Annotated in this window: 21 protein-coding genes and 1 riboswitch; of the genes, 10 read left to right on the top strand and 11 right to left on the bottom strand. The window is 65.9% G+C overall.

Annotation, left to right across the window (positions count from 1 at the left end):
- Positions 1-45 precede the first annotated feature (45 nt).
- Positions 46-2,373, bottom strand: coding sequence for a 5-methyltetrahydropteroyltriglutamate--homocysteine S-methyltransferase (gene metE / locus V5F89_RS13450; RefSeq protein WP_338446141.1), 2,328 nt, complete (start codon positions 2,371-2,373; stop codon positions 46-48).
- 274 nt (positions 2,374-2,647) lie between these two features.
- A riboswitch (cobalamin riboswitch) is annotated at positions 2,648-2,883 on the bottom strand.
- 74 nt (positions 2,884-2,957) lie between these two features.
- Positions 2,958-4,244 carry a serine hydrolase gene (locus V5F89_RS13445; protein WP_338446140.1) on the bottom strand — a complete coding sequence of 429 codons (1,287 nt, stop codon included), beginning with the start codon at positions 4,242-4,244 and terminating at the stop codon, positions 2,958-2,960.
- A gap of 206 nt (positions 4,245-4,450) precedes the next feature.
- Here V5F89_RS13445 and V5F89_RS13440 point away from each other — a divergent pair, with 206 nt between their 5' ends.
- Complete coding sequence (locus V5F89_RS13440) at positions 4,451-5,665, top strand: bifunctional alpha/beta hydrolase/OsmC family protein (protein ID WP_338446139.1); 1,215 nt, start codon at positions 4,451-4,453, stop codon at positions 5,663-5,665.
- Positions 5,666-5,681: 16 nt separating this feature from the next.
- Here V5F89_RS13440 and parE read toward each other — a convergent pair whose 3' ends face one another.
- Positions 5,682-7,658, bottom strand: a complete 1,977-nt coding sequence (gene parE / locus V5F89_RS13435) for a DNA topoisomerase IV subunit B (RefSeq protein ID WP_338446138.1) — start codon at positions 7,656-7,658, stop codon at positions 5,682-5,684.
- Positions 7,659-7,757: 99 nt separating this feature from the next.
- Entirely contained in the window at positions 7,758-8,918 is a 1,161-nt protein-coding gene (locus tag V5F89_RS13430) for a penicillin-binding protein activator (RefSeq protein WP_338446137.1), read from the bottom strand.
- A gap of 38 nt (positions 8,919-8,956) precedes the next feature.
- On the opposite strand from V5F89_RS13430, the gene rsmI reads away from it, so the two are divergent.
- From rsmI to V5F89_RS13410, 4 genes are all read left to right on the top strand, one after another.
- The gene (rsmI, locus tag V5F89_RS13425) at positions 8,957-9,793 is read left to right on the top strand and encodes a 16S rRNA (cytidine(1402)-2'-O)-methyltransferase (RefSeq protein WP_338446136.1); all 837 of its coding nucleotides are present in this window, start codon (positions 8,957-8,959) and stop codon (positions 9,791-9,793) included.
- Positions 9,790-10,140, top strand: coding sequence for a YraN family protein (locus V5F89_RS13420; protein ID WP_338446135.1), 351 nt, complete (start codon positions 9,790-9,792; stop codon positions 10,138-10,140). The genes rsmI and V5F89_RS13420 overlap by 4 nt, the downstream gene beginning before the upstream one ends.
- A 64-nt stretch (positions 10,141-10,204) precedes the next feature.
- Positions 10,205-11,161, top strand: coding sequence for a glutathione synthase (gene gshB / locus V5F89_RS13415; protein WP_338446134.1), 957 nt, complete (start codon positions 10,205-10,207; stop codon positions 11,159-11,161).
- A gap of 19 nt (positions 11,162-11,180) precedes the next feature.
- Positions 11,181-11,795 carry a DedA family protein gene (locus V5F89_RS13410; RefSeq protein ID WP_338446133.1) on the top strand — a complete coding sequence of 205 codons (615 nt, stop codon included), beginning with the start codon at positions 11,181-11,183 and terminating at the stop codon, positions 11,793-11,795.
- 10 nt (positions 11,796-11,805) lie between these two features.
- Here V5F89_RS13410 and V5F89_RS13405 read toward each other — a convergent pair whose 3' ends face one another.
- Genes V5F89_RS13405 through rph form a run of 4 tightly spaced genes read right to left on the bottom strand, consistent with a single transcriptional unit; the run spans position 11,806 to position 15,254 of the window.
- Entirely contained in the window at positions 11,806-12,717 is a 912-nt protein-coding gene (locus V5F89_RS13405; RefSeq protein WP_338446132.1) for a tyrosine recombinase XerC, read from the bottom strand.
- Positions 12,714-13,865, bottom strand: coding sequence for a radical SAM family heme chaperone HemW (gene hemW, locus V5F89_RS13400; protein ID WP_338446131.1), 1,152 nt, complete (start codon positions 13,863-13,865; stop codon positions 12,714-12,716). Before hemW ends, V5F89_RS13405 begins: the two co-directional genes overlap by 4 nt.
- A 49-nt stretch (positions 13,866-13,914) precedes the next feature.
- Positions 13,915-14,541: an RdgB/HAM1 family non-canonical purine NTP pyrophosphatase gene (gene rdgB, locus V5F89_RS13395; protein ID WP_338446130.1), complete on the bottom strand. Its 627-nt coding sequence runs from the start codon at positions 14,539-14,541 to the stop codon at positions 13,915-13,917.
- Positions 14,538-15,254, bottom strand: coding sequence for a ribonuclease PH (rph, locus tag V5F89_RS13390; RefSeq protein ID WP_338446129.1), 717 nt, complete (start codon positions 15,252-15,254; stop codon positions 14,538-14,540). The genes rdgB and rph overlap by 4 nt, the downstream gene beginning before the upstream one ends.
- Before the next feature lie 143 nt (positions 15,255-15,397).
- On the opposite strand from rph, the gene hrcA reads away from it, so the two are divergent.
- The 4 genes from hrcA to V5F89_RS13370 all read left to right on the top strand — a co-directional run bounded on the left by hrcA (position 15,398) and on the right by V5F89_RS13370 (position 19,251).
- A complete protein-coding gene (hrcA, locus tag V5F89_RS13385; protein WP_338446128.1) occupies positions 15,398-16,441 on the top strand; it encodes a heat-inducible transcriptional repressor HrcA in 1,044 nt (347 codons plus the stop codon).
- Between the two features lie 12 nt (positions 16,442-16,453).
- Positions 16,454-17,077, top strand: a complete 624-nt coding sequence (gene grpE, locus V5F89_RS13380; RefSeq protein ID WP_338446127.1) for a nucleotide exchange factor GrpE — start codon at positions 16,454-16,456, stop codon at positions 17,075-17,077.
- Positions 17,078-17,102: 25 nt separating this feature from the next.
- Positions 17,103-18,851, top strand: a complete 1,749-nt coding sequence (locus V5F89_RS13375; protein ID WP_338446126.1) for a DUF885 domain-containing protein — start codon at positions 17,103-17,105, stop codon at positions 18,849-18,851.
- A 103-nt stretch (positions 18,852-18,954) separates the two neighbouring features.
- A complete protein-coding gene (locus tag V5F89_RS13370) occupies positions 18,955-19,251 on the top strand; it encodes a glycine zipper domain-containing protein (protein WP_338446125.1) in 297 nt (98 codons plus the stop codon).
- Positions 19,252-19,344: 93 nt separating this feature from the next.
- Here V5F89_RS13370 and V5F89_RS13365 read toward each other — a convergent pair whose 3' ends face one another.
- The 3 genes from V5F89_RS13365 to V5F89_RS13355 all read right to left on the bottom strand — a co-directional run bounded on the left by V5F89_RS13365 (position 19,345) and on the right by V5F89_RS13355 (position 21,575).
- Positions 19,345-20,505 carry an indoleamine 2,3-dioxygenase gene (locus tag V5F89_RS13365; RefSeq protein WP_338446124.1) on the bottom strand — a complete coding sequence of 387 codons (1,161 nt, stop codon included), beginning with the start codon at positions 20,503-20,505 and terminating at the stop codon, positions 19,345-19,347.
- 75 nt (positions 20,506-20,580) lie between these two features.
- The gene (locus V5F89_RS13360) at positions 20,581-21,033 is read right to left on the bottom strand and encodes a vgr related protein (RefSeq protein ID WP_338447581.1); all 453 of its coding nucleotides are present in this window, start codon (positions 21,031-21,033) and stop codon (positions 20,581-20,583) included.
- A 59-nt stretch (positions 21,034-21,092) separates the two neighbouring features.
- Positions 21,093-21,575, bottom strand: a complete 483-nt coding sequence (locus V5F89_RS13355; RefSeq protein ID WP_338446123.1) for a copper chaperone PCu(A)C — start codon at positions 21,573-21,575, stop codon at positions 21,093-21,095.
- A gap of 168 nt (positions 21,576-21,743) precedes the next feature.
- Between V5F89_RS13355 and dnaK the strand changes: the two genes are divergently transcribed.
- A complete protein-coding gene (gene dnaK, locus V5F89_RS13350) occupies positions 21,744-23,669 on the top strand; it encodes a molecular chaperone DnaK (RefSeq protein ID WP_338446122.1) in 1,926 nt (641 codons plus the stop codon).
- The last annotated feature ends 41 nt before the right edge of the window (positions 23,670-23,710 follow it).

Genomic DNA, 23,710 nt, shown 5'->3' with positions numbered 1-23,710 from the left:
GCGGCCGGGGCAAAGGCGCTCGCCCCGGCCGCCACGCCAGGCCGGTCAGGCGAGCGTGCCGCGAACCGACCGGGCCGCCGCGACCATGTTGGTCAGGGCAGGGCGCACGTCTTCCCACTTGCGGGTTTTCAGGCCGCAATCGGGATTGACCCACAGCTGCCGCGGATCGATTGCGGCAGAGGCCTTGCGCAGCAGGGCCTCTATCTCGTCTGCCGGCGGAACACGGGGCGAATGGATATCGTAGACCCCCGGTCCGATCTCCGCCGGATAGCGGTAGCTGGCGAAGGCATCGAGCAATTCCATCTTCGACCGGGCGGTTTCGATCGAGATGACATCGGCATCCATCGCCCCGATCGCGGCGATGATATCGTTGAATTCCGAATAGCACATGTGGGTATGGATCTGCGTTTCCGGCGCGACGCCGGATGCCGCCAGGCGGAAGCATTCGACCGCCCAGTCCAGATACTCGTCCCAGCCCGCGCGGCGGAGCGGCAGCCCTTCGCGCAGGGCAGCTTCGTCGATCTGGATGATCCGCGCGCCCGCGGCTTCGAGGTCGTTCGCTTCGTCGCGGATCGCCAGCGCGATCTGGCGGCAGGTTTCGGCACGCGGCTGATCGTCGCGCACGAACGACCATTGCAGGATCGTGATCGGGCCGGTCAGCATCCCTTTCACGGGGCGTTCGGTCAGGCTCTGGGCATGGCGCCACCAGTCCACCGTCATCGCGCGCGGGCGCGAGACATCGCCATAGAGGATCGGTGGACGCACGCAGCGCGAGCCGTAGCTCTGCACCCATCCGGCGCGGGTGAACGCGAAGCCGGATAGCTGTTCGCCGAAATACTGGACCATGTCGTTGCGCTCGAACTCTCCGTGGACGAGCACGTCGAGGCCGATATCCTCCTGCCAGCGGATCGCCCGCCCGGTTTCTTCGCGCAGGAACGCTTCGTAGCCCGCACGGTCGAGCGTGCCCTTGCGATGATCGGCACGGGCTTTACGCACGGCGCCGGTCTGGGGAAACGATCCGATGGTGGTGGTCGGCAACGGCGGAAGGCGGAGATGTTCGCGCTGGCGTTCGATCCGCCGCGCGAAGGGCATATCGCGGCGCGCCGACGCGGGCGTGATCCCCGCGACCCGCTCGCGCACCGCGCGATCGTTGGTCAGCGGGGAGCCGCGCCGGGCCGCGATCGCATCGGCATTGGCCGACAGCTCGTCGGCAACGACGTAGCGCCCGCGTTCCAGCCCGAGGCCCAGCAGCGCCAGTTCCTCCAGCTTCTGCACGCCGAATGCGAGCCAGTCGGCGATCTGCGGGTCGAGTTCGGTTTCGAGCGCGAGATCGATCGGCGCGTGAAGCAGCGAGCAGGATGGAGCGATCTGGATTGCGCGGCGGGCCTTCACAACGGGGGCGAGCCGATCGATCAGAGCGCCGAGATCGGCCTTCCACACGTTGCGCCCGTCAATCACGCCCAGGGAAAGCACGAGATCCTCTCTCGCGTGCGTCAAGGCAGGCTCCAGCTGATCGGGCGCGCGGACCAGGTCGAGGTGCAGACCGGCGACGGGAAGCGACAGGGCAAGGTCGAGATTTTCCTCCAGACCGCCGAAATAGGTCGTGAGCATGATCTGCGGACCTGCTGCACTGCCCAGGTCGGCATAGGCGGTACGAAACGCCTCGCGCGCGGTCTCGTCCAGATCCGTCACCAGTGCCGGCTCGTCGATCTGCACCCATTCGGCGCCGGCGGCGCGCAGCTGTGCCAGCAGTTCGCGATAGACCGGCAGCAGGGCGGGGAGCAGCGTGAGCGGAGCAAACCCGGGTGTGCGCGATTTTGCCAGCAACAGCCAGGTCACCGGGCCGATCACCACGGGGCGCGAGCGATGGCCAAGCGCCAGTGCTTCCGCAAATTCGCCCAGCGGCTTGGCCGCGCAGAGCGAGAACGCCTGGCCCGGCTCTACCTCGGGGACCATGTAGTGATAGTTGGTGTCGAACCACTTGGTCATTTCCTGCGCCGGCAGGCCGTCGCTTTCCTGCCGGTGGCTACAGGCCGCATCGTCTTCGCGCTCGGCGTCCGATCGCGTTCCGCGCGCCATTGCGAAATAGACCTCGAGCGAATCGGGCGCTCCCAGGTCGCGGTAGGCCTGCGGAATGGCACCGAGCATCACGCTGGTGTCGAGCACCTGGTCGTAGAGCGAGAAATCGTTGCTCGGCAGCACGGCGATTCCGGCCGCGCTCTGCCGCGCCCAGTTGGCGGCGCGCAGCGAGCGTGCGGTTTCGCGCAGCGCGCTTTCGTCGATGCTTCCGGCCCAAAAGGCTTCGAGCGCCTTCTTCAGTTCGCGGCGCGGACCGATGCGGGGGAAGCCGAGATTGGCGGTGGTAACGGGCATGAGTCGTCTCCTCCGGCCGCGCGCTTTCGCCCGGCCGTTGCTGGTTCTTCGATCAGTCGGTTTGCGGTGAGGGGCAGCGCGCCGCGTCAGACAGACCCGGCGCGCATGCACATTCGGATCGGGCGGCAAACGAAGGCCGGATGGGGCATATTCGGCATCGATCGTATCACCTCGCATCGCGGGCGGAGATCGGTCGGGCGTGCGCGCGGCAAGGTGGAGGCCCGATACAGGGCACCTTTCTATCGCGCGTCCGCCGGAAGAACCCCCGTCCGAAGAACGTTATCGCGTCGCAGGCAGGTCTCCTGGCTCGCGGGTCGTCGCGATGGCCCCGAACCTTCCCGGTTCCGCCCGGCGGAACCAGTGGTCGAATTGGGGCACCGCTCTCCGCCTACAGTTGCGGGGGCAGCGCCGGACTTCATCCCCGCGGGACGTCACCGGCTTCCCGTCTTAGCCTCGCGAAAGTGCGAATCGCATCGCCCTGCACGAGGAACCTCGACCGGCCCTACAAAGCCCCGATCGCTCGTATTGTCAAGAAAGATATAAAGAGTTCTATATATCTTGATCTCTCTGGGGTCGCTCTGGCCCTAAGGTAAAGCGAGTATGCGCTGGGCGATCGGTTCCAGCGCGCCCGCGTCGAGCGGGGCATCGGGATTGTTCCAGCTCAAGGTCAGGATACGCCATTCGCCCTCTTGATCCTGCAGAAGCCAGGTCAGGTTGAGGACACCCGGCTCCGACCCGCCCTTGTACCCGACGTAGCGCCAGTCTTGACGGCGCCCTTCGGGCAAGGCCGGATCGATCGCCATGATTCGGCGCGCGGTGGGATCGTCGAGCGCGACAATGCGCCGCATGAGCGAAGCCAGATCGCGCCCGCTGGCAAACCATTCGAGTGTGTCGATCGCCGTCGGCCGGGTGAATGTCGGCTTGATTATCCGTTCGGGATCGCCGGCGATTTCGGTCGAGAATGCATCGATCAGCCGGGCCTGCTCGTCCTCGCCCGCCGCGGCATAGGCAAGCCCGTGCTGAAGATCGCCTTTGAGGCCGAACAGTTCGAGCGTGGTAAGAAACGGCAGGGTAATGTCGGGCGCCGAGTGGCCGCTGGCTCGCAGTTCCTCGGCAATGGCGTCGCGGCCGACGACTGCGATAAGCTGATCTGTCGCCGTGTTATCGCTGAGAGATATCATGAGGGTGGCGAGCGTCTGCAGCGTCACGGGGGACCCCTCGGGCCAGTCCTGCGATATTCCGCTCGGCAAGGAGCGTCTGTCGAGGCGCACGACTTCGTCCCACGAACGCTCGCCCCTGACCACCTGGCGAGCCAGGGCCGACAGGACATAGAGCTTGAAGGTCGATCCGATCGCATATTGCGCATCGGCGTCGATCGCCAGGATCGGATCGACCTGGTCGTCCAGCAGGGCGTAATAGACGCTGATCCTGCCAGGCAGCGCGGCGAGATCGGCCACGATCTTGTCCGCTCCGTCGTCGATCGGATCGAACTGGTTCAGCAACAACCCCGTGACTCGCCCGTCCGGGTCGAGCCGCACGGGCCCGCGCGCGATCGCCCGGTCGAATCGGAGCGCGATCACGCCGGCGCCGGTGCCGGTACTCGCGACGTTCTCCAATCCGTGAAGCGCGCCGAACTGCCGGGTCATCTGCTGCATCATGGCCCTCAGTTGCGTTTCGGACACTGCCGCGAGAAACGACGGAGCGAACACCTCGCGCGCCGGTCGCTCCTCGCGGAGGACGGCCACCACGCCTTCGGCAGCCGCCTCGAGCGGCGCGGGCACCGCGCTTTCTGCTGGCGGCACCTGCGCGGCAAGCGGAGCGGACGGAACGGCAAGGCCCAGGGCAAGCGAAGCGGCGATCGGTCGGATCATGGCGTGGTTCCCCTTGTTGCGCTGCAATCGTGGACGCTTCGGGCAAGCGCGTCGAGAGCGCTGTCGCTGAAACGAACCGATTCCCTGATAGGGGGTCGGGCACATCGTCCGGTTTCGTTTTCTCCCCGTCGCCGAAATTTCGTATCCGGCGCGGCAGCGGGTAAGCCGGGCGCGAAACGATTCACGCGTCAACCTGGGGAGCATCGATGCCCACCGAAAATATCAGCGTCGCGACCGAAGCCGGACACGAACTGGCCGGATCTCTCGAACTGCCGACGGGCCTTGTGCGCGGTGCCGCCCTATTCGCGCACTGCTTTACGTGCACGCGCCAGAGCAAGGCGGCGGTCGCGACCGCCCGGGCATTGGCGCGGGAGGGAATCGCGTGCCTGCGTTTCGATTTCACCGGTCTCGGCGGCAGCGGCGGGGAGTTCGGGCGCGCCGGCTTCGCCACCGACGTTGCCGATTTGATCGCGGCCGCCCGCTATCTGGCCGACCGTTTCGGCAACAGGATATTGCTGGTCGGGCACAGCCTGGGCGGGGCGGCGGTGCTGGCCGCAGCCGGCGGCCTCGGTTTCGACCGGGTTGCGGCAATTGCGACCATCGGCGCGCCTTCGAACGTGCCGCACGTGCTGGAACGCATCGAAGGCGACCTGTCCGCGATTCGCGAACGCGGTTCCGGCTCGGTCTCGATCGGAGGCCGTTCCTTCGAACTGAGCCGCGAATTTCTGGAGCGGGTGGAGAACATCGACCTGGTCGCAGAAGTCGGAAAATTGCGCGTGCCGCTGCTGCTGCTGCATTCGCCGACCGACGACCTGGTGGGCATCGAGAATGCAGGCGTCCTGTTCCAGGCCGCGCGCCATCCCAAGAGTTTCGTGAGCCTCGAGGGGGCCGACCATCTCCTGCTCGACGAACGCGATGCGAATTTCGCGGCAACGGTCATCGCGGGCTGGAGCAGCCGCTATCTCCCGATTCGGGACGACTGGCCGATGCCCGACGATGGCATCGTGGTGAAAACCGGGCATGGGAAATTCGGCACGGAGGTTCACACCGCGAGCCACCGCTTCGTTGCCGACGAACCGGCGAGCTATGGCGGGGACGACAGCGGACCGACGCCTTACGACCTCCTGCTGGCGGCTCTCGGCACATGCACCGCGATGACCATGCGAATGTATGCCGAACGGCGCGAATGGCCGCTGGAGGGGGCCACGATCCACCTGACGCACGATCGCAATCATCAGGAAGACTGCGCACATGTTGTCGAGGGGGAGGAGGGCCGGATCCAGGCGCTCAACCGCCGGATAGAACTCGACGGCGAGCTGACCGACGAACAACGCACCAGGATCATGGACATTGCCGACAAGTGCCCTGTCCATCGCACGTTGACGGGGCATCTGCACATCCACACCCGCCGCGTCGAATAGGCCCGCCGGCGGGCGCTCAGGCGTCGATCATTTCGCGATCGAATTCGCCGGCGCGGTTCTGGATGAAGTTGAACCGGTGTTCCGGGTTCCGCCCCATCAGCTGGTCGACCAGCTCCTTCACCGCGTGGCGCTGCTCGTGCTCGGCCGGCAGGGTAATACGGATCAGGCTGCGCGTTTCGGGGTTCATCGTCGTTTCGCGCAACTGCTGAGGGTTCATTTCGCCGAGCCCCTTGAACCGACCGACTTCCACCTTCTTCCCCTTGAACAGCGTGGCTTCCAGCTCCGCGCGATGGGCGTCGTCGCGGGCATAGGCGCTCTCCTTGCCGGCGGTCAGGCGATAGAGCGGGGGCTGGGCTAGAAACAGGTGCCCGCGGCGCACGACCTCGGGCATTTCCTGGAAGAAGAACGTCATCAACAAGGTCGCAATATGCGCGCCGTCGACATCGGCGTCGGTCATGATCACGATGCGGTCGTAACGCAGGCTCTCCACGTCGCAATCCTTGCGCGTGCCGCAGCCGAGGGCGAGGGCGAGATCGGCGATTTCGCTGTTCGCGCGGATCTTGTCCGCGCTGGCGGAAGCGACGTTGAGGATCTTGCCACGGATCGGGAGAATCGCCTGGGTCTTGCGGTCGCGCGCCTGCTTGGCGCTGCCGCCGGCGCTGTCGCCCTCCACGATGAAAAGCTCGGTCTCGCCGCCCGTCTCCCCGCTGCAATCGGTCAGCTTGCCCGGCAGGCGCAGCTTCTTCGCATTGGTCGCCGTCTTGCGCTTGACCTCGCGTTCCTGCTTGCGCCGGAGCCGTTCGTCCATGCGTTCCATCACCGCGCCGAGCAGCGCCTTGCCGCGCTCCATGTTGTCAGACAGGAAGTGGTCAAAATGATCGCGCACCGCGTTTTCGACCAGTCGTGCGGCTTCGGGCGAAGTCAGGCGGTCCTTGGTCTGGCTCTGGAACTGGGGATCGCGGATGAAGACGCTGAGCATGGTCTCCGCGCCGGTCATCACATCGTCGGCAGAGATATCTTTCGCCTTCTTCTGCCCCACCAGTTCGCCGAACGCGCGCAAGCCCTTCGTCAGTGCCGCCCGCAGACCCTGTTCGTGCGTGCCCCCGTCGGGTGTCGGAACGGTATTGCAGTACCAGCTGGTCGAGCCGTCCGACCACAGCGGCCAGGCGATCGCCCATTCGACGCGGCCCTGGCCATCGGGAAAATCCTGCGTTCCGGCGAATGGCTGACTGGTGACGCACTCGCGATCGCCCACTTGTTCGGTCAGGTGGTCGGCAAGGCCGCCGGGGAACTTGAAGACCGCTTCGGCCGGCACGTCCTCGCTGGTCAGCGCAGCAGCGCACTTCCAGCGGATCTCCACCCCGGCGAACAAGTACGCCTTCGATCGGGCCAGCTTGAACAGCCGCTTCGGGCTGAACTGCCGTTCGCCGAAAATCTCGCTGTCGGGGGTGAACGCGACGGTCGTGCCGCGGCGGTTGGGGGTGGGGCCGAGTTCCTGCAACTCGCCCAGCGCCGCGCCGCGCGCAAACTCCTGGGCGTAGAGCTGCCGATCCCGTGCGACCTCCACCCGGGTGTGGCTGGACAGCGCATTGACCACCGACACGCCCACGCCGTGAAGGCCGCCGCTGGTGGCATAGGCCTTGCCCGAAAACTTGCCGCCCGAATGCAGGGTGGAGAGGATCACCTCGAGCGTGGACTTGCCGGGGAATTTGGGGTGTTCGGCGACCGGAATGCCGCGGCCGTTGTCGGCGATCGTCAGCCGGTTGCCTTCCTCCAGCGAAACCTCGATCCGCGAGGCGTGGCCGGCAACGGCTTCGTCCATCGCATTGTCGAGCACTTCGGCAGCGAGGTGATGCAGCGCGCGATCGTCGGTCCCGCCGATATACATGCCCGGGCGGCGGCGCACGGGCTCCAGCCCTTCGAGAACCTCGATCGAGGAAGCGTCGTAATCGCCGCTGGAGGTGGGCGTATTGGCAAACAGATCTTCGGACATAATACGCCTATTGGCGACAGGCCGGGCTGCGCTCAAGTGGCGACGCGCGGTTATCCGACCATCTCTGGCCGGCGATCGGGTCGCATCAGGCCCACGGGGTCAGAATCCGCGCGGTGCGGGCGAGACGATGACCACCTGCCCGTCGCGCACTTCGCGCACTTCCATCGCCCGTTCGATCACGCCGTTGCGCCGAAACCGGAACGGCCCGTCGAGGCCGAGAAAGCCGCTATCGTCGCGCAGCTGCGAGACCGGGAACGGGCGGCCGACCCGCCAGTCCTGCGCCACCCGAAGCGCGAGCAGGACGCCGTCGTAACCCAGCGTGGAAATGCGATAGGGCTGCGATCCGAAACGGTTGCGGTAGCTGTCGGAAAATCGCTTGAATCGGGCGTCCGAAACGGCGGAGAACAGCGCGCCGCGCAATGCCGAGGCGCGGGTGACCGCGCTTTCGCCGCTCCAGAGTTCGGTGCCGATAATCTGCGTGTCGCCGGCGCCGCGCGGGCGCAGTTCGCCGGCGGCTTGGGTGGCGAGACGTGCGCCGTCGGCGATCAGCACGGTATCGTATCCGCCCGCCTGCTTCAGCCGCTGGGCCGCGCTGACGATCGAGGTGTTGCCGCGGGTATAGCGCTCCGTCGCGACGAGTTGGCCGCCCGCGCCGCGCACGGCATTGGAAAACGCGAGTTCGGCGCGCCGGCCATATTCGCCGTCGGGCACGATCGCTGCAAACCGGGAAGAGCCCCGCTCGCGCGCAAAGCCGACGCTGCGCGCGATCGACTGGTCCGGGATATGTCCCATGATGAACGCGTCCGGCCCGGCGACGGATATGTCGTTGGAGAAGGAAATCAGGGGCACGTCGGCAGGCCGCGCCTCGGCCAGGACCTGCGGGACGTTGTCGCCCAGCAGCGGGCCGAGGATCAGGCGGTTGCCATCGGCGATGGCCCGCCGCGCCGCGTTGCGCGCGCCCGACGAAGTGTCGTAGGTCGTGATCCGCAGGTTGTCGGCATTCGTGTCGAGCAGAGCCATTGTGGTGGCATTGGCGATCGATTGCCCGACCGCGCCGTTGTCGCCCGACATGGGAACGAGCAGAGCCACGCGATGGCGCGTATCGTCGGTGGGAAGGCCGGACGGCCCGGGATCGGGGGTCGGCACCGGTTCGGGCGGCGGGGCCGTGGTCGGGCCCTTGGGGATGATCTGACATCCCGCCAGGAAGGCGCTCGCCCCCGCGACAACCAGCATCCGCCGATCCAGTTTCCAACGCTTCATGCTTGCGGCTCCCCGTCGTCGTGTTCAATGGTGCGGAAGTGGCCCACGAACCCCTCCGACCCGGTCTCTATATAGTCGCAACTCCGATTGGCAATCTCGGCGACATAACCTTGCGGGCAGCCGAGACGCTGGCACGTTGCGATGCGGTGGCGTGCGAGGATACGCGGGTTACCGGCAAGCTGATGAAGCACCTGGGCCTGTCGAAGCCGCTGTGGCGCTATGACGATCATGCGAGCGAGGCCGACCGCGCCCGCATTCTCGCCGCGATGCAGGAAAAGGCCGTTGCGCTCGCCAGCGATGCGGGCACGCCGCTCGTGTCCGACCCGGGATACCGCCTCGTGCGGGATGCGCGGACCGCGGGCCTTGCGATCACCGCGCTGCCCGGCGCTTGCGCGGCGATCGCGGGCCTGACCCTTTCGGGCCTGCCGAACGACCGGTTCCTTTTTGCCGGATTCCTGCCGAACAAGGACAAGGCCCGCCGGGAAGCGCTGAACGACGCTGCCCAGATGAGCGCGACCGCGATATTCTACGAGACCGCGCCGCGTCTGGTGAAGTCGCTCGAAACGATAGCCGAGATGCTGCCCGACCGCGAGGTCTCGGTCGCCCGCGAGCTGACCAAGCTGCACGAAGAGTGCCGCACCGGCCGTGCCGAAGATCTTGCCGCGCATTATTCGGCCTGTCCGGCGAAGGGGGAAATCGTGCTGATGATCGGCCCGGGGGCGGCCGCCCCGGTGGGGGATCAAGACATCGACGCGCTCCTGGCGGACGCCCTCCGATCGGCCAAGCCTTCGCAGGCCGCGGCACAAGTCGCGAAGGCCACGGGGCGCGATCGCAGGGCGCTCTATGCCCGCGCACTGGAACTTCGCGGGGTATGAAGCGGCAACGCGCCGAACGGCAGGGCCGGGCGGGGGAAGGGCGCGCTGCACTATGGCTGCAGATGCAGGGTTGGCGCGTTCTCGATCGCCGGCGCAGGACATCTCTGGGAGAAATCGATCTGATCTGCCGGCGAGGGAACGTGATCGCTTTCGTCGAGGTGAAGTGGCGCAAGTCCTCGGCGGAGCTGGACCATGCGATCGACGAATATCGACTGGGCCGGGTCGCCGCGGCGGCAGAAGCGGTGGCGCACGAATATGCGAACGATGGCGAAGACATCCGCATCGATGTGATCCTGCTTGCGCCGGGCAGTTTCCCTCGCCACATCGTCAACGCCTGGCAGCCCTGATGGCATCGCCCGGGCACCCGAGAATCCGTCCCTCGGCATCGCGGGGGCGAACGGAAGGAAAGACATGACCCTACGCGTCGCCGTTCAGATGGACCCGATCGAAACCGTCAGGATCGCGGGCGATTCCTCGTTCGCGCTGATGCTCTCGGCCCAGGCCCGCGGGCACCGCCTGTGGCACTACGACGTGTCGACCCTGGCGTGGGAGGAAAACCGGGTCACCGCCTGGGCGCGCGAGGTTTCGGTCCGGCGTGTCGAAGGCGACCATTTCCGCTGGGAAGGCGACTTGCGCAAGATCGACCTCGGCAGCGAGATCGACGTTGTGCTGATGCGTCAGGACCCACCGTTCCACCTCGGCTATATCAGCGCCGCCCTGCTGCTCGACCGGCTGAAGGGCGAGACGCTGGTCGTCAACGATCCGCGCGAGGTCGTGAACGCGCCGGAAAAGATGTTCGTGCTCGATTATGCGCGCTTCATGCCGCCGACTCTGATCGCCCGGCAACTGGCGGACATTCGCGCGTTTCACCGCAAGCACGGGGCAGTCGTCGTCAAGCCGCTGCATGGCAACGGCGGCAAAGCGATCTTTCGGATCGACGCGGATGGCACGAACCTTTCCGCCCTGTCGGAAGTGTTCAACCAGACCTGGCCCGAGCCGCACATGGTTCAGCCGTTTCTGCCCGAAGTCGCCGAAGGCGACAAGCGGATCGTCCTGATCGACGGCGAATTCGCCGGGGCCATCAACCGCTTCCCCGGCGAAGGCGAATTCCGCTCCAACCTCGCGCAAGGCGGCCGGGCCGAGGCGGCCGACCTTACCGCGCGCGAAGAGGAGATCTGCGCGGCCATGGGGCCGGAGCTTAAGCGCAGGGGTTTCGTTTTCGTGGGGATCGACGTGATCGGGGGCAAGTGGCTGACCGAGATCAACGTGACCAGTCCCACAGGGATCGTCGCCATCGATGCGTTCAACGGCAGCGACAGCGGCGCCCGCATCTGGGACGCGATCGAAGCGCGCCACGCCGCGCTCTAAGCCGCCGGCCGACAAAACCGTGCAGGATTTCATCATCGAGGCGATCGCGCGGGGCGGCTATCTCGGCATTGCCGTGCTGATGGCGATCGAGAACGTATTTCCGCCCATCCCCTCGGAAGTGATCATGGGCGTCGGCGGCGTGCTGGTCGCGCGCGGAGACATGGCATTCTGGCCGCTTATGCTGGCCGGCACGGTCGGCTCGACCGCGGGCAACTATGCCTGGTTCTGGCTCGGCAACAGATGGGGCTATCGCCGCATGCGTCCGTTCATCGACCGCTGGGGACGCTGGCTGACGCTGGACTGGGAACATATCGAAGGCGCTTCGCGGTTCTTTCGCCGGCACGGCCAATGGGTGGTCCTGGCTTTGCGCTGCACCCCGGTCTTCCGCACGATGATCTCGCTCCCCGCCGGGCTCGCGCATATGAGCGTCTGGCGTTTCCTCGCCTTCACGTTCGTCGGTGCCGGCCTCTGGAACGCGCTGCTCGTGCTCGGGGGCGCGGCGCTGGCGCGCTACCTCGAAGAATACGAACACGCCTTCGGCTGGATCGTGATCGGGATCGTTGCCCTGACCGTGGCGGGCTACCTCTGGCGAGTGTCGACCTGGACGCCGCGATCGGAGCGTGAGGGGGACTGATCGGGGGCGCTCAGTCCGCCTCGGGCCCGACCCGCTCGCGCGGATGGGCGGCGCGATACGTGTCGAGCAGCGTGACCGCGTCGACTTTCGTGTAGATTTGCGTCGAACCCAGGCTGACGTGGCCGAGAAGCTCCTGCAGCGAACGCAGATCGGCACCGGCGCCGAGCAAATGCGTGGCGAACGAGTGGCGCAAGGCGTGGGGCGTGGCCGTCGCCGGCAACCCGAGCGCCACGCGCGCGCGGGCGACCGCCTTTTGCACCATGCCCTGGTTCAGCACGCCGCCCTTGGCACCGCGGAAGATCGGATCTCTCTTGCCCACGGGCCAGGGGCATTGCCGCACATAGTCGGCAACCGCCGCAGCGACGACCGGCAGGATCGGCACGACTCGCTGCTTGCCGCCTTTGCCGGTAACCGCAAGCGTCTCGCCCAGGGGGACATCGCCGCCGGTGAGCGAGAGTGCCTCCGCAATGCGCAGCCCGGCACCATAGAGCAGCAGCAGCACCGCACGGTCGCGCGCGCCGATCCACGGCTCCGCGGCGTCGGCGGCGACGAGATCGGCGAGATTGGCCACTTCGTCGGGCGTGATCGGGCGGGGCAGTCCCTTGCGAATCCGCGGCCCCCGCACGCGAGGGGGCGCGGCATCCACATGCCCGGCGCGCGCGCGCGCATAGGCGACGAACGCTTTCAGCGCGGAAAGCTCGCGCGCAGCAGAGGCGTTTCCGATCCCCTCCGCACGACGGCCGGCGAGCTGGGCACGCAGGCCCTGCGCGTCGATCGCGGCGGCCGACTGCCAGTCGCTACAGCCGGTCGCGGCGATCAACCGCTGCGCTGCGGCCAGATAGGCCCGCACCGTATGCGGCGATCGGCGGCGGTCGCGCGCCAGATGATCGCGCCATTCGGCAAGCAGATCCGCGCCGCTCATGCGGTCACCAGTTCCGGGTGGACCAGTTCGCCCAGTATCGCGTCGAGCACCGGCATTCCGCGCGGCGTGACTGCGAGCCGCCCGCCATCCTCGTGCACGAAACCGAGCCTTGCGAGCATCTCGCGGCGGTCAGGATCGATCAGACGCGCGGGCTCGATCCCGAAACGCCGGGCTATCTCCGGCAGCGATACGCCTTCCGCCAGCCGTAGCCCCATCAGCAGGGCTTCCGAAGCGGCGGTGGCGGGGGACAGCGGCGTTTCCTCGCGCAATCCATGGCCCTGCTCACCGACGGCGGCGAGCCAGTTTTCGGGCTTCCGGTGCCGCATCGTGGCCAGGCCGCCGCGCCGGCCATGTGCGCCCGGCCCGATCCCGCAATAGTCCCGATAACGCCAGTAAGCGAGATTGTGCCGGCTCTGCTCGCCCGGTCGCGCATGGTTGCTGATCTCGTAAGCCGGCAAGCCGGCTCCGGCGGTAAGGGCGCGGGTCGTTTCGAACAGTTCCGCCGCCGGGTCGTCGTCGAGCGGATCGAAACGGCCCAGCCTGACATCGGTTGCGAAGCGGGTGTTGGGTTCGATCGTCAGCTGGTAGAGCGAAAGATGCCCGGTGCCGAAGCCCAGCGCGCGGCTCAGCTCGCACTCCCACTCGGCAGCCCCCTGGCCGGGGCGGGCATAGATCAGATCGAAGCTGACGCGCGCGAAGTGTCGCTGCGCGATGGCGAGCGCATCGAGCCCTTCGGCAACATCGTGCAGCCGGCCGAGAAACCGCAATGCGGAATCGTCGAGCGCCTGCAGGCCGAGCGAAACGCGATTGACGCCTGCGCTTGCCAGATCGCCGAACGCCGCTGCCTCGACCGAGGAGGGGTTGGCTTCCAGCGTGATCTCCACGGTCCCGGAAAAACCCCACAGCCGCTCCGCTTCCGCCAGGAGGTCGCCGACCAGCGCGGGAGGCATCAGCGACGGGGTCCCGCCGCCGAAGAAAATCGATTCGAGCCGCTCCCCACCCGCCAGCGCGGCTTCGTGCCGCATGTCGGCGATCAGCGCGCGCTGCCATGCGGCATGATCGACTTCGTCGCGCACATGGCTGTTGAAGTCGCAATAGGGGCACTTCTTCAGGCAGAATGGCCAGTGGATGTAGAGCGCGCGTGCCACGTCTTTCCTCTAGCATGCCGCCGCTCGCCTGCGAAGGCGCGGGACGGGATCAGCCGAACTGATCGGCAACCAGCTTGGCAAAGGCGTCGGCCCGGTGGCCGATCCGATATTTCACGGCCGGGTCGATCTCCGCGAAAGTCTGCCGATGTCCCTGGGGGATGAAAACGGGGTCGTATCCGAAACCCAGCGTTCCGCGCGGCGGCCAGGTCAGGCTGCCGGCGATGCTGCCTTCGTAGACCGCGTGCTCGCCATCGGGCCAGGCGATCGCCAGCACGCAATGAAAGGCGGCATCGCGCGAAGTTTCCGGCCCTTGCGCGGCGAGCATGCCTTCGACTTTGCCCATTGCCATGTACCAGTCGCGCCCGGGATCGCCTTCGAACCACTGCCGTTCGGCCCAATCGGCGGTATAGACGCCCGGCCTGCCGCCGAGTGCGTCGACCGCAAGGCCGCTGTCGTCGGCGAGAGCGACGATGCCCGAGGCTTCCGCCGCGGCGCGCGCCTTGATAAGCGCGTTTTCGACGAACGAGTACCCGGTTTCGGCGGGCTCCGGCAACCCCAGCGAGCCGGCGCTGATGCACTTCAGGCCGTAAGGCTCCAGCAGGGCGCCGATCTCCTTCAACTTGCCCGGATTGTGGGTCGCGATCACGAGCGAGCCGGAACCGAGGCGGCGGGTCATTTTTTCACCGCGTCCAGCTGTGCGGCAAAAATGCGGTCGCAGCCCATCCGGGCGAGGCGCAGCAGGCGCAGCAGGCCTTCCTCGTCGTAAGTCGCGCCTTCGGCGGTTGCCTGGACTTCCGCGATCTTTCCGCCCGAAATGAGCACGAAGTTCGCGTCGGCGTCGGCCGTGCTGTCTTCGTCATAATCCAGGTCGAGCACCGGCGTGCCCTGATGGATTCCGCAGCTGACCGCGGCAACTTGCGCCGCAATCGGATCTTCGGCGAGCTCTCCGCCTTCTATCAAGCCGTCTATCGCAATTCGCAATGCCACCCAGGCGCCCGAAATCGCGGCCGTGCGCGTTCCGCCATCGGCCTGGATCACGTCGCAATCGAGGGTGATCTGCCGTTCGCCGAGCTTCTTCAGATCGACCACGGCCCGCAGGCTGCGACCGATGAGGCGCTGGATTTCCTGCGTTCTGCCGCTCTGCTTGCCCCGTGCCGCCTCGCGCTGTCCGCGGGTGTGCGTCGCGCGCGGCAGCATCGCGTATTCGCCGGTCACCCAGCCTTCGCCCTTGCCCCGAAGCCATGGCGGAATCCGCTCTTCGATGCTCGCGGTGCACAGGACCCGGGTATCGCCGAAGCCGATGAGGCACGAGCCTTCGGCATGGCGGGTATATCCGGTTTCGATGGTAATGGCGCGCATTTCGTCTGGCGCACGGCCGGAAGGTCGCATGAAAATCTCCAAAAAATGGCGGCAAAGCCGATTGCCCCCGGCGCTAAAGCCCCGCGGGTGGTTCGACAAGGCTATCCGGCCTTGCCGGAACGATAGAGCCGAAGGAAAATTGAAACTTCCGCGATTGTGGCTAAGTCGAAGCAATGGCATCACCACCTGTGACCGAACTGTCCGAGCGCGCCCGGGCGATTTTCCGCCTGGTGGTGGAGGGGTACCTCGACAGCGGGCAACCGGTCGGATCGAAGACGCTGGCCGGCGACCACGGGCTCAATCTCTCGCCCGCCTCCATCCGCTCGGTGCTGGCCGATCTCGAAGCGCTCGGTCTGCTGGCCGCGCCGCATACCAGCGCCGGCCGGATGCCCACGGAAACCGGCCTGCGCCTGTTCGTGGACGGCATGATGCAGATCGCCGAACCGACCCGGGCCGAGCGCAAGGAGATCGAACGGCGACTGGCCGAACCCGGCCCGATCGAGCAGGCGCTCGAACAGACGAGCGCCATCCTGTCCGACATTTCGGGCGCCGCCGGCATGGTCATGGTTCCGCGGCTCGAACCGCGCCTGGCGCAACTGAGCCTCGTCAACCTGGGCCAGGGGCGCGTGCTGGCCGTGCTGGTCGGCGAAGACGGCGCGATCGAAAACAGGGTGATCGAACAGAGCGAGGGGGTCTCCCCGCAAATGCTGGAGCAGGCGAGCAATTATATCACCGCCCGCCTTGCCGGACGAACCCTGCCCGAGGCGGTGGCCGCGATGCGCGCCGAAATCGCGTCGGGCCGCTCGCAGCTCGACGAGGCCAGCAGCAGCCTGGTGGAACGCGGGCTGGCCGTGTGGAGCGAAGACGCCGCGCAACGGCCCGTGCTGATCGTGCGGGGACAGGCGAACCTGCTCGACGATGCCGCCCTGTCCGATCTCGAGCGCGTGCGATCGCTGCTCGACGATCTGGAAAACAAGCAGTCGGTTGCCGAACTGCTTGAAAGCGCGCGCCAGGCGGAAGCCATGCGCATCTTCATAGGCAGCGAAAACCGCCTCTTCGCTCTCAGCGGCTCGTCCGTCGTCGCGTCGCCCTATCGCGACCGGGAGGGGAGGGTCGTCGGCGTGCTGGGGGTGATCGGCCCCACTCGGTTGAATTACGCCCGAGTCGTCCCCATGGTGGACTTCACCGCCCGATCCCTGGGCAAACTCATCGGATAGATACGAGAAATCATGAGCGACAACGATACTCGCAAGGATAGCGAGCAGCCCCGCGACGAAGCCGTCGACAAGGAACTGGAAGGCGTTCCCGAGGAATTTCTGGACGAGGCCGGCAACAAGAACGGTGGCGACGAAAACAGCGGCGCCGAGGGCGGAGGCGAGGGCGACCTGAACGATGCGCTCGCCGCGCTGCGTGCCGATCTGGACGCCGCGAAGCAGGATGTCCTCTATGCCCGGGCGGAGACGCAGAACGTGCGCCGCCGTCTCGAAAAGGACGTGCAGGATGCGCGCAGCTACGCCGCGACCGGTTTCGCGCGCGATATTCTGTCGGTCGCGGACAACCTCGCCCGCGCGCTCGACCACGTGCCTGCCGCCCTGCGCGAGGACGAACAGGCCAAGCGGTTCGTCGAAGGGATCGAGGCGACGATGCGCGAGATCGAGAAAGTGTTCGCGCAGCACGGCATTACCCGCATCGCCGCCACGGGAATGCCGCTCGACCCCAATGTCCACCAGGCCATGATGGAAGTCCCGGCCGAGGAAGGGCAGGAACCGGGCACGATCGTGCAGGAACTGCAGTCGGGTTACATGATCAAGGATCGCCTGCTGCGCCCGGCGATGGTCAGCGTCGCGAAATAGGCACGAGATCGACGGGGAGGGGCGAATGAGAACGGTGTTTCAGGCAGTAGCGGTTGTCGCCTGCGCGGTCGCCGCACCGGTTGCGGCGCAGGAAAGCGCCGACGACCGCCTCGCTGCCCTGACCGACGAGTATTACAGCTATCGCCTGGCCGAATATCGGCAGATCGAACAGGGCAACGGCAGCACCGCGCCCGGCGACCGGCTGTGGTCGGTTACGCCCGAGGCGCATCTTGCGCGCGCGGCGAAAGCGCGGGAGTTTCTTTCCCGGCTCGAGAGCCTGGACAAGGCGGCCCTCGACACGCAGTCGCAGATCGACGCCGCCGTCTTTCGCACTTTGCTCGAACACGAAATCGGCGATGCCCGGTTCCGCGAATGGGAAATGCCGTTCGACAGCGATTCCAGCTTCTGGAGCTATCTCGCCCCGCGCAGCGGGTTCGCCACGGTCGAGGAGTACGAACGCTATATCGCCCGGATGCGCGATATTCCCCGCTATTTCGGCGAGCATATCGCCAATGCCCGTGCCGGCCTGGCGCGCGGTTTCAGCGTTCCGCGCGTAACGCTGGCGGGGCGCGACGCCTCGATCGCGTCGAGCGTGGTCGACGAACCCGAAGAAAGCCCGTTCTGGACCGCCTTTGCCGAAATGCCTGCGCGCATCCCGAGCGACGAAGCCGAGCGACTGAAGGCGGAAGGCCGCGCGGCAATCGCCGAAGCCGTCGCTCCGGCCTATGCCGAGCTTCTTGCGTTTTTCCGCGAGGAATATCTGCCCGGCACGCGCACAACGCTCGCTGCCGGGGAAATGCCCGATGGAGCGGCTTATTATCAGCAGCAGATCGAGCAGTATACGACGCTCGACCTGACGGCCGAGCAGATCCACGAGATCGGCCTGGCCGAAGTCGCCCGAATCACTGCGGAAATGGAGAAAGTCCGGGCCGAAGCCGGGTTCGAAGGCTCGTTGGACGCGTTCATCGCCTTCCTGCGAAGCGACCCGCAGTTCGTCGCGCGCACCCCCGACGAACTGATGGGGGTATCGGCCTATGTCGCGAAGCGCGTCGACGGGGTGATCGCCGACTACTTCGGCTTTCTGCCGCGTCATCGCTTCACCATCCGCCCGGTGCCGGATGCGATCGCGCCGTTCTATACCGCCGGGCGCGGCGGCCTCGATGCCTGCATGATGAACACTTACGACCTGCCCTCGCGCCCGCTTTACAACATTCCGGCGTTGACGCTGCACGAATGCATCCCCGGCCACAGCTTCCAGGCCGGCGTGGCGCTGGAGCAGGAAGACGCGCCGCGCTTCCGGCGGCAGACCTATTTCTCCGGCTTCGGCGAAGGGTGGGGCCTCTATGTCGAGTACCTGGGCGAGGAAATGGGCATCTACCGCACGCCCTACGAGCGTTTCGGCAAGTTGAGTTACGAGATGTGGCGGGCCGCGAGGCTGGTGATCGACACCGGCATTCACCACTATGGCTGGAGCCGCGAGCGGGCGATCGACTATCTGTCCCGTCACACCGCGCTTTCGCAGCACGAGGTCGAAACCGAAGTCGATCGCTATATCAGCTGGCCGGGGCAGGCGCTGGCGTACAAGCTGGGCGAGATGACCATGCGCCGGGTGCGCGCGAAAGCCGAGGAGGCGCTGGGCAACCGGTTCGACATCCGAAAGTTTCACGATGTCGTGCTGTCGCTCGGGTCGGTTCCCCTGCCCGTGCTCGAAGAGCGGATCGATGCCTTCATCGCCGACGGCGGGCAGGGCCTGCCCGGGGTCGCTTACAACTGAGCGGCTCCGGCAACGCTCGCTTCGTCGCATCCCCCGACCCGCCGATGGAACTTTGGACGGGCGCGCCCGTAGCAATCCGACAGGGATGCAACGGAGATTATCCATGAAAGCCAGAATTCTTCTCGCCCCGGCATTGTTCGCCTCTTCGCTCGGCCTTGCCGGCTGTGCAGAGAACTATGCGGTCGAAGGGGCCGGGCTGGGCGCGGCCGCAGGGGCCGCCGCCGCCGCGATTACCGGAGAGGATCTCGAAACCTATGCCATCGCCGGTGCCGCCGTCGGCGGCATTGCCGGCTATTTCAAGGACAAGAACAACCGGTGCGATGGCTGGTACGAACGCAACGGCCGCTATCTCGACGACGATTGTCGCGATAACGACCGGTATCGCGATTATTTTCGCTGATCCGCCGCGACCCGCTTGAACAAAAAATGGGGCCGCTCCTCCACGGGGCGGCCCCTTGCATTGCCGGGAATGCCTTGAGAGCGCGCGCCGATCTCAGACGGTCTGCGCGCGGTTCTCGTCGCGGTGCTTTTTCAGATAGCGCATGAACGGCGTCCCGCCGGTGCCGACATCGGGGTCGTTGCCCGCGATCGAGCCGGCCTGCTTGTTGATGTAGCTGGCCGCATATTCGAGATGGCGGGTGCGGAAACGCGCCGATTGTTCGAGGCAGGCGTTGAACGCATCCTTCAACGCCCGATTGTCCGACCCGCTCACGAAATCGCGCAGCGTCGACTGCGCCGCCAGATCTTCGATGAAGCGGCGGTGCGGGACGGGGCGGTAGTGATGCAGCTCATCGAGAAAGCTCTTGAGCGGATCGTCCGAGTGTCCGACCTGGAAAAGCGCATCCATCGACGGCACGATGCTGGACTGCGAGCCGGTCTGGCCGCGGAAGGCCTGCGGCGTGTCGCCGAACCTGTCGATCCCGCGGTAGACGAGCCCGCCATTCAACGCCGGATTGTTGGCCCAGCCGTGGATGTAAGGCCGGACGCGGTGGAAATAGATATAGGGATCGCAGCGCTCGGGCATACGGCTAAAATGGCCGTATATCCGCTCCCAGGCGGCATCCATTTCGGCCAAAAGACGGATCGCCTCGGCCTCGTCGCGCTGTTGCGACACGGTGACCAGCCTGGCCGCATTGTCGAGCAGCACGCCGGCTTCAGCCTCGATCGCGACATGGACCAGAACGAACCAGTTCTCGTCTGCCCCGCCGTAGAAGTTCTGGTACATGGCGATATTGTCGAGGTCGACCGGCCCCGACTTGTCGATCCGGTACCAGTTGTCGAGGACATAGGCGGAATAGGGCAGGAGCGGCGCCTGACCCAGCCGGTCGGCGATCGCGACCATCGGGCGGGAAAGGTTCGCCGGCAGGGCGGCGGGCGGTTCCGGTTCGCCCCAGACATAGGCCTGCACCAGGAACGAATAATGCACCATCGCGGTGCGTACGTCCTCCTCGGCAGCCTCTTTCGCCCAGTCTTCCAGTCCGGGATCGGGAAGCGCGTCGAGCCAGTGACGGATACGACCGGTGGTCAGCAGGCCGGAAAGCTTTCCGGCGGCTTCGACCACGGGATCGAACTGGCTGGGAAGGGTGATCGAATCGATCTCGTAATGCGAAAGGAAGCCGCGCTCGCGCGACATCCCATAGTCCTTTAGCTCCATGTTTGAACCTGCATGCCGGGCGCGGGTTGGGCCGCCCGGTCATGGGTCAAATGGTATCGGTTGAAACCGTTTCTCTCAAGAGGCACCCGGAAAGCGCACCAGCAGATCGTATGCAGCCGCGTCCGACACCCCCGCAACCGCCACGCCGTTGCGCAGCCAGAAGGCGTGTTTCACGATCTCCGCCTGTTGCTCGATCCCGTAGCGGTGGAGCGGCCATCCGGGCTTGAGGCTGTAGTCGTAACGCGCCCAGGGCATTCGGCGAAACACCAGCCACCAGCTGCCCCGCGTCTGGGCCTGCCAGACATGCACCATCTCGTGAATGAAGAGCCCCTGTCGGATAACCGAGACCTGCGAGAAATCGTCGCAGTAGGCCTCTCCCTTCGGGTGAAAGTGGAGGTGCCCGCGCGGCGCCATGGTTATCCGGCGCGGTTGGAAGGGAAAGAATTTGCGGCGGCGGATCGTCACACGATCGTAATCGATCGCATCGCCGAAGACGCTGCGGGCGAGGGCGATCTCGCCCGGGGTCAGCGGCCGTTCGCCGCCGGCCGGACACGCCGGAACGGCAACGGAAACGGCCTTCGCTTCGTTCAGCGCTCTTCCCCGGGGCCGCGGATTTCCGCTTCGAACGTGGTCTTGTCGCCGCCCGACACGGTCAGCGTCACTTCGGTCGTGCCGCCCGGCTGGAGTTCGGGCGAGACGTCGGTCGCCATGACATGCTTGCCGCCCGGCTCGAACGATACCCTGTCGCCTTTGGTCAGGACGAGAGGCAGCATTTCCTGCATCTGAACCTGGCGGTTCCACTCGCCGTATTCGTGAAGCGAAGCGCTTGCAGCGCCTTCCACATGCGCGCGGTTGAGCGCCACGTTGCGGTCGCCGTCGTAAGCGAGATCGAAGTAGACCGCGGCGGGATTGCCCTCCACCGGGGCCAGCACCATGCGCGCATTCGTGATCGTCAGGCCCGGCACGCCTTCGGGCGCTTCGGCGGGTTGTTCGGCCGCCCTGTCGCCGCAAGCGGCGAGGCCCAGCGTGGCGGCTGACAGGAGCGCGGCGGCAAGAACGGATGATTTCACGGCAGTTTCTCCCCTCGGAACATATCGGGAAGCTAGCCGCGCCGCTCCCTTGTGCCAACCAAAACCGCACCTATATCGCCCTCGTAATCGAGCCGCCGAGTTGCTTTGCCGGACTTCGGGAAGCGCATTGCGCGGCGTCCAACGCGTAGAAAGTGGAATAGGGAAACCATGGCGAAAGTAATCGGTATCGACCTCGGCACGACGAACAGCTGCGTTGCCGTGATGGACGGGGACAAACCCAAAGTCATCGAGAATTCGGAAGGCGCGCGCACGACGCCTTCGATCGTTGCCTTTACCAAGGATAACGAACGGCTGATCGGCCAGCCGGCCAAGCGTCAGGCGGTCACCAATCCCGACAATACGCTGTTTGCGATCAAGCGACTGATCGGCCGCCGGTTCGACGATCCGATGACCAAGAAGGACATGGAACTCGTCCCCTACGACATCGTCAAGGGTAAGAACGGCGACGCCTGGGTCGAGGCCGGCGGCGAGAACTACTCGCCCAGCCAGGTTTCCGCCTTCATCCTCCAGAAGATGAAGGAAACCGCCGAAAGCTATCTCGGCGAAACCGTCTCGCAGGCGGTGATCACCGTTCCCGCCTATTTCAACGATGCGCAGCGCCAGGCGACCAAGGACGCCGGCCAGATCGCGGGTCTTGAAGTGCTGCGCATCATCAACGAGCCGACTGCGGCCGCGCTCGCCTATGGTCTCGACAAGGAGGATGGCAAGACCATCGCCGTCTACGACCTCGGCGGCGGCACGTTCGACGTCTCGATCCTCGAGATCGGCGACGGCGTGTTCGAAGTGAAGTCGACCAACGGCGACACTTTTCTGGGTGGCGAAGATTTCGACAGCGCACTTGTCGAATATCTGGCCGACCAGTTCGAGAAGAAGGAAAACATGGACCTGCGCAAGGACAAGCTTGCGCTTCAGCGGCTGAAGGAAGCCGCGGAAAAGGCCAAGATCGAGCTGTCATCCAGCCAGCAGACCGAAGTGAACCTGCCCTTCATCACCGCGCGCATGGAAGGCGGCTCGAGCACGCCGCTGCACCTGGTCGAAACGATCACTCGCAGCAAGCTGGAGCAGCTCGTCGGCGACCTGATCAAGCGCACGCTCGATCCTTGCAAGAAGGCGCTGGCCGATGCCGGGGTCGAGAAGGGCGGCGTCGACGAGGTTATCCTGGTCGGCGGCATGACCCGCATGCCCAAGGTGCGCGAAGTGGTCGAGGAATTCTTCGGCAAGAAACCGCACACCGGCGTCAATCCCGACGAAGTGGTTGCGATGGGCGCGGCGATCCAGGCCGGCGTGCTGCAGGGCGACGTCAAGGATGTGCTGCTGCTCGACGTGACCCCGCTTTCGCTCGGCATTGAGACGCTGGGCGGCGTGTTCACCCGGATGATCGACCGCAACACGACGATCCCGACCAAGAAGACGCAGACCTATTCGACTGCGGAAGACAACCAGAATGCCGTAACCATCCGCGTCTTCCAGGGCGAACGCGAGATGGCCGCGGACAATAAGCTGCTCGGCCAGTTCGATCTGGTCGGCATTCCGCCGGCACCACGCGGAGTGCCGCAGATCGAGGTGACCTTCGATATCGACGCCAATGGCATCGTCAACGTTTCCGCGAAAGACAAGGGCACCGGCAAGGAACAGCAGATCCGCATCCAGGCCTCCGGCGGTCTCAGCGAAAGCGACATCGAGCAGATGGTGCAGGATGCCGAGAAGTTTGCCGAAGAGGACAAGAAGCGCCGCGAAGGGGCCGAGACTCGCAATCAGGCCGACAGCCTGGTCCACACGACGCAGAAGCAGCTCGACGAGCACGGCGACAAGATCGGCGCCGACCTGAAAGGTCAGGTCGAAACCGCGCTGGCCGAAACCAAGACTGCGCTGGAAGGCGACGACATCGACGCGATCAGCAGCAAGGCGCAGACCCTGACCGAGCTTGCGATGAAGATGGGTCAGGAAATCTACAGCAAGGAACAGGCTTCTGCCTCGACCGAGACACCGGAGGACGGTTCCGCCACCGGCGATGGCGACGAAGATGTCGTCGACGCCGAGTTCTCCGAAGTCGACGAAGACAACAAGGGCTGAGACGTCCGATGAACGAACAGGCCGCCGCCGGAGCGCACCGC

Origin of the sequence: Pelagerythrobacter marensis, from assembly GCF_036700095.1 — a bacterium.
In the GTDB taxonomy this organism is placed as follows: domain Bacteria; phylum Pseudomonadota; class Alphaproteobacteria; order Sphingomonadales; family Sphingomonadaceae; genus Pelagerythrobacter; species Pelagerythrobacter marensis_A.
This window is presented reverse-complemented; position numbering and strand designations above follow the sequence as displayed.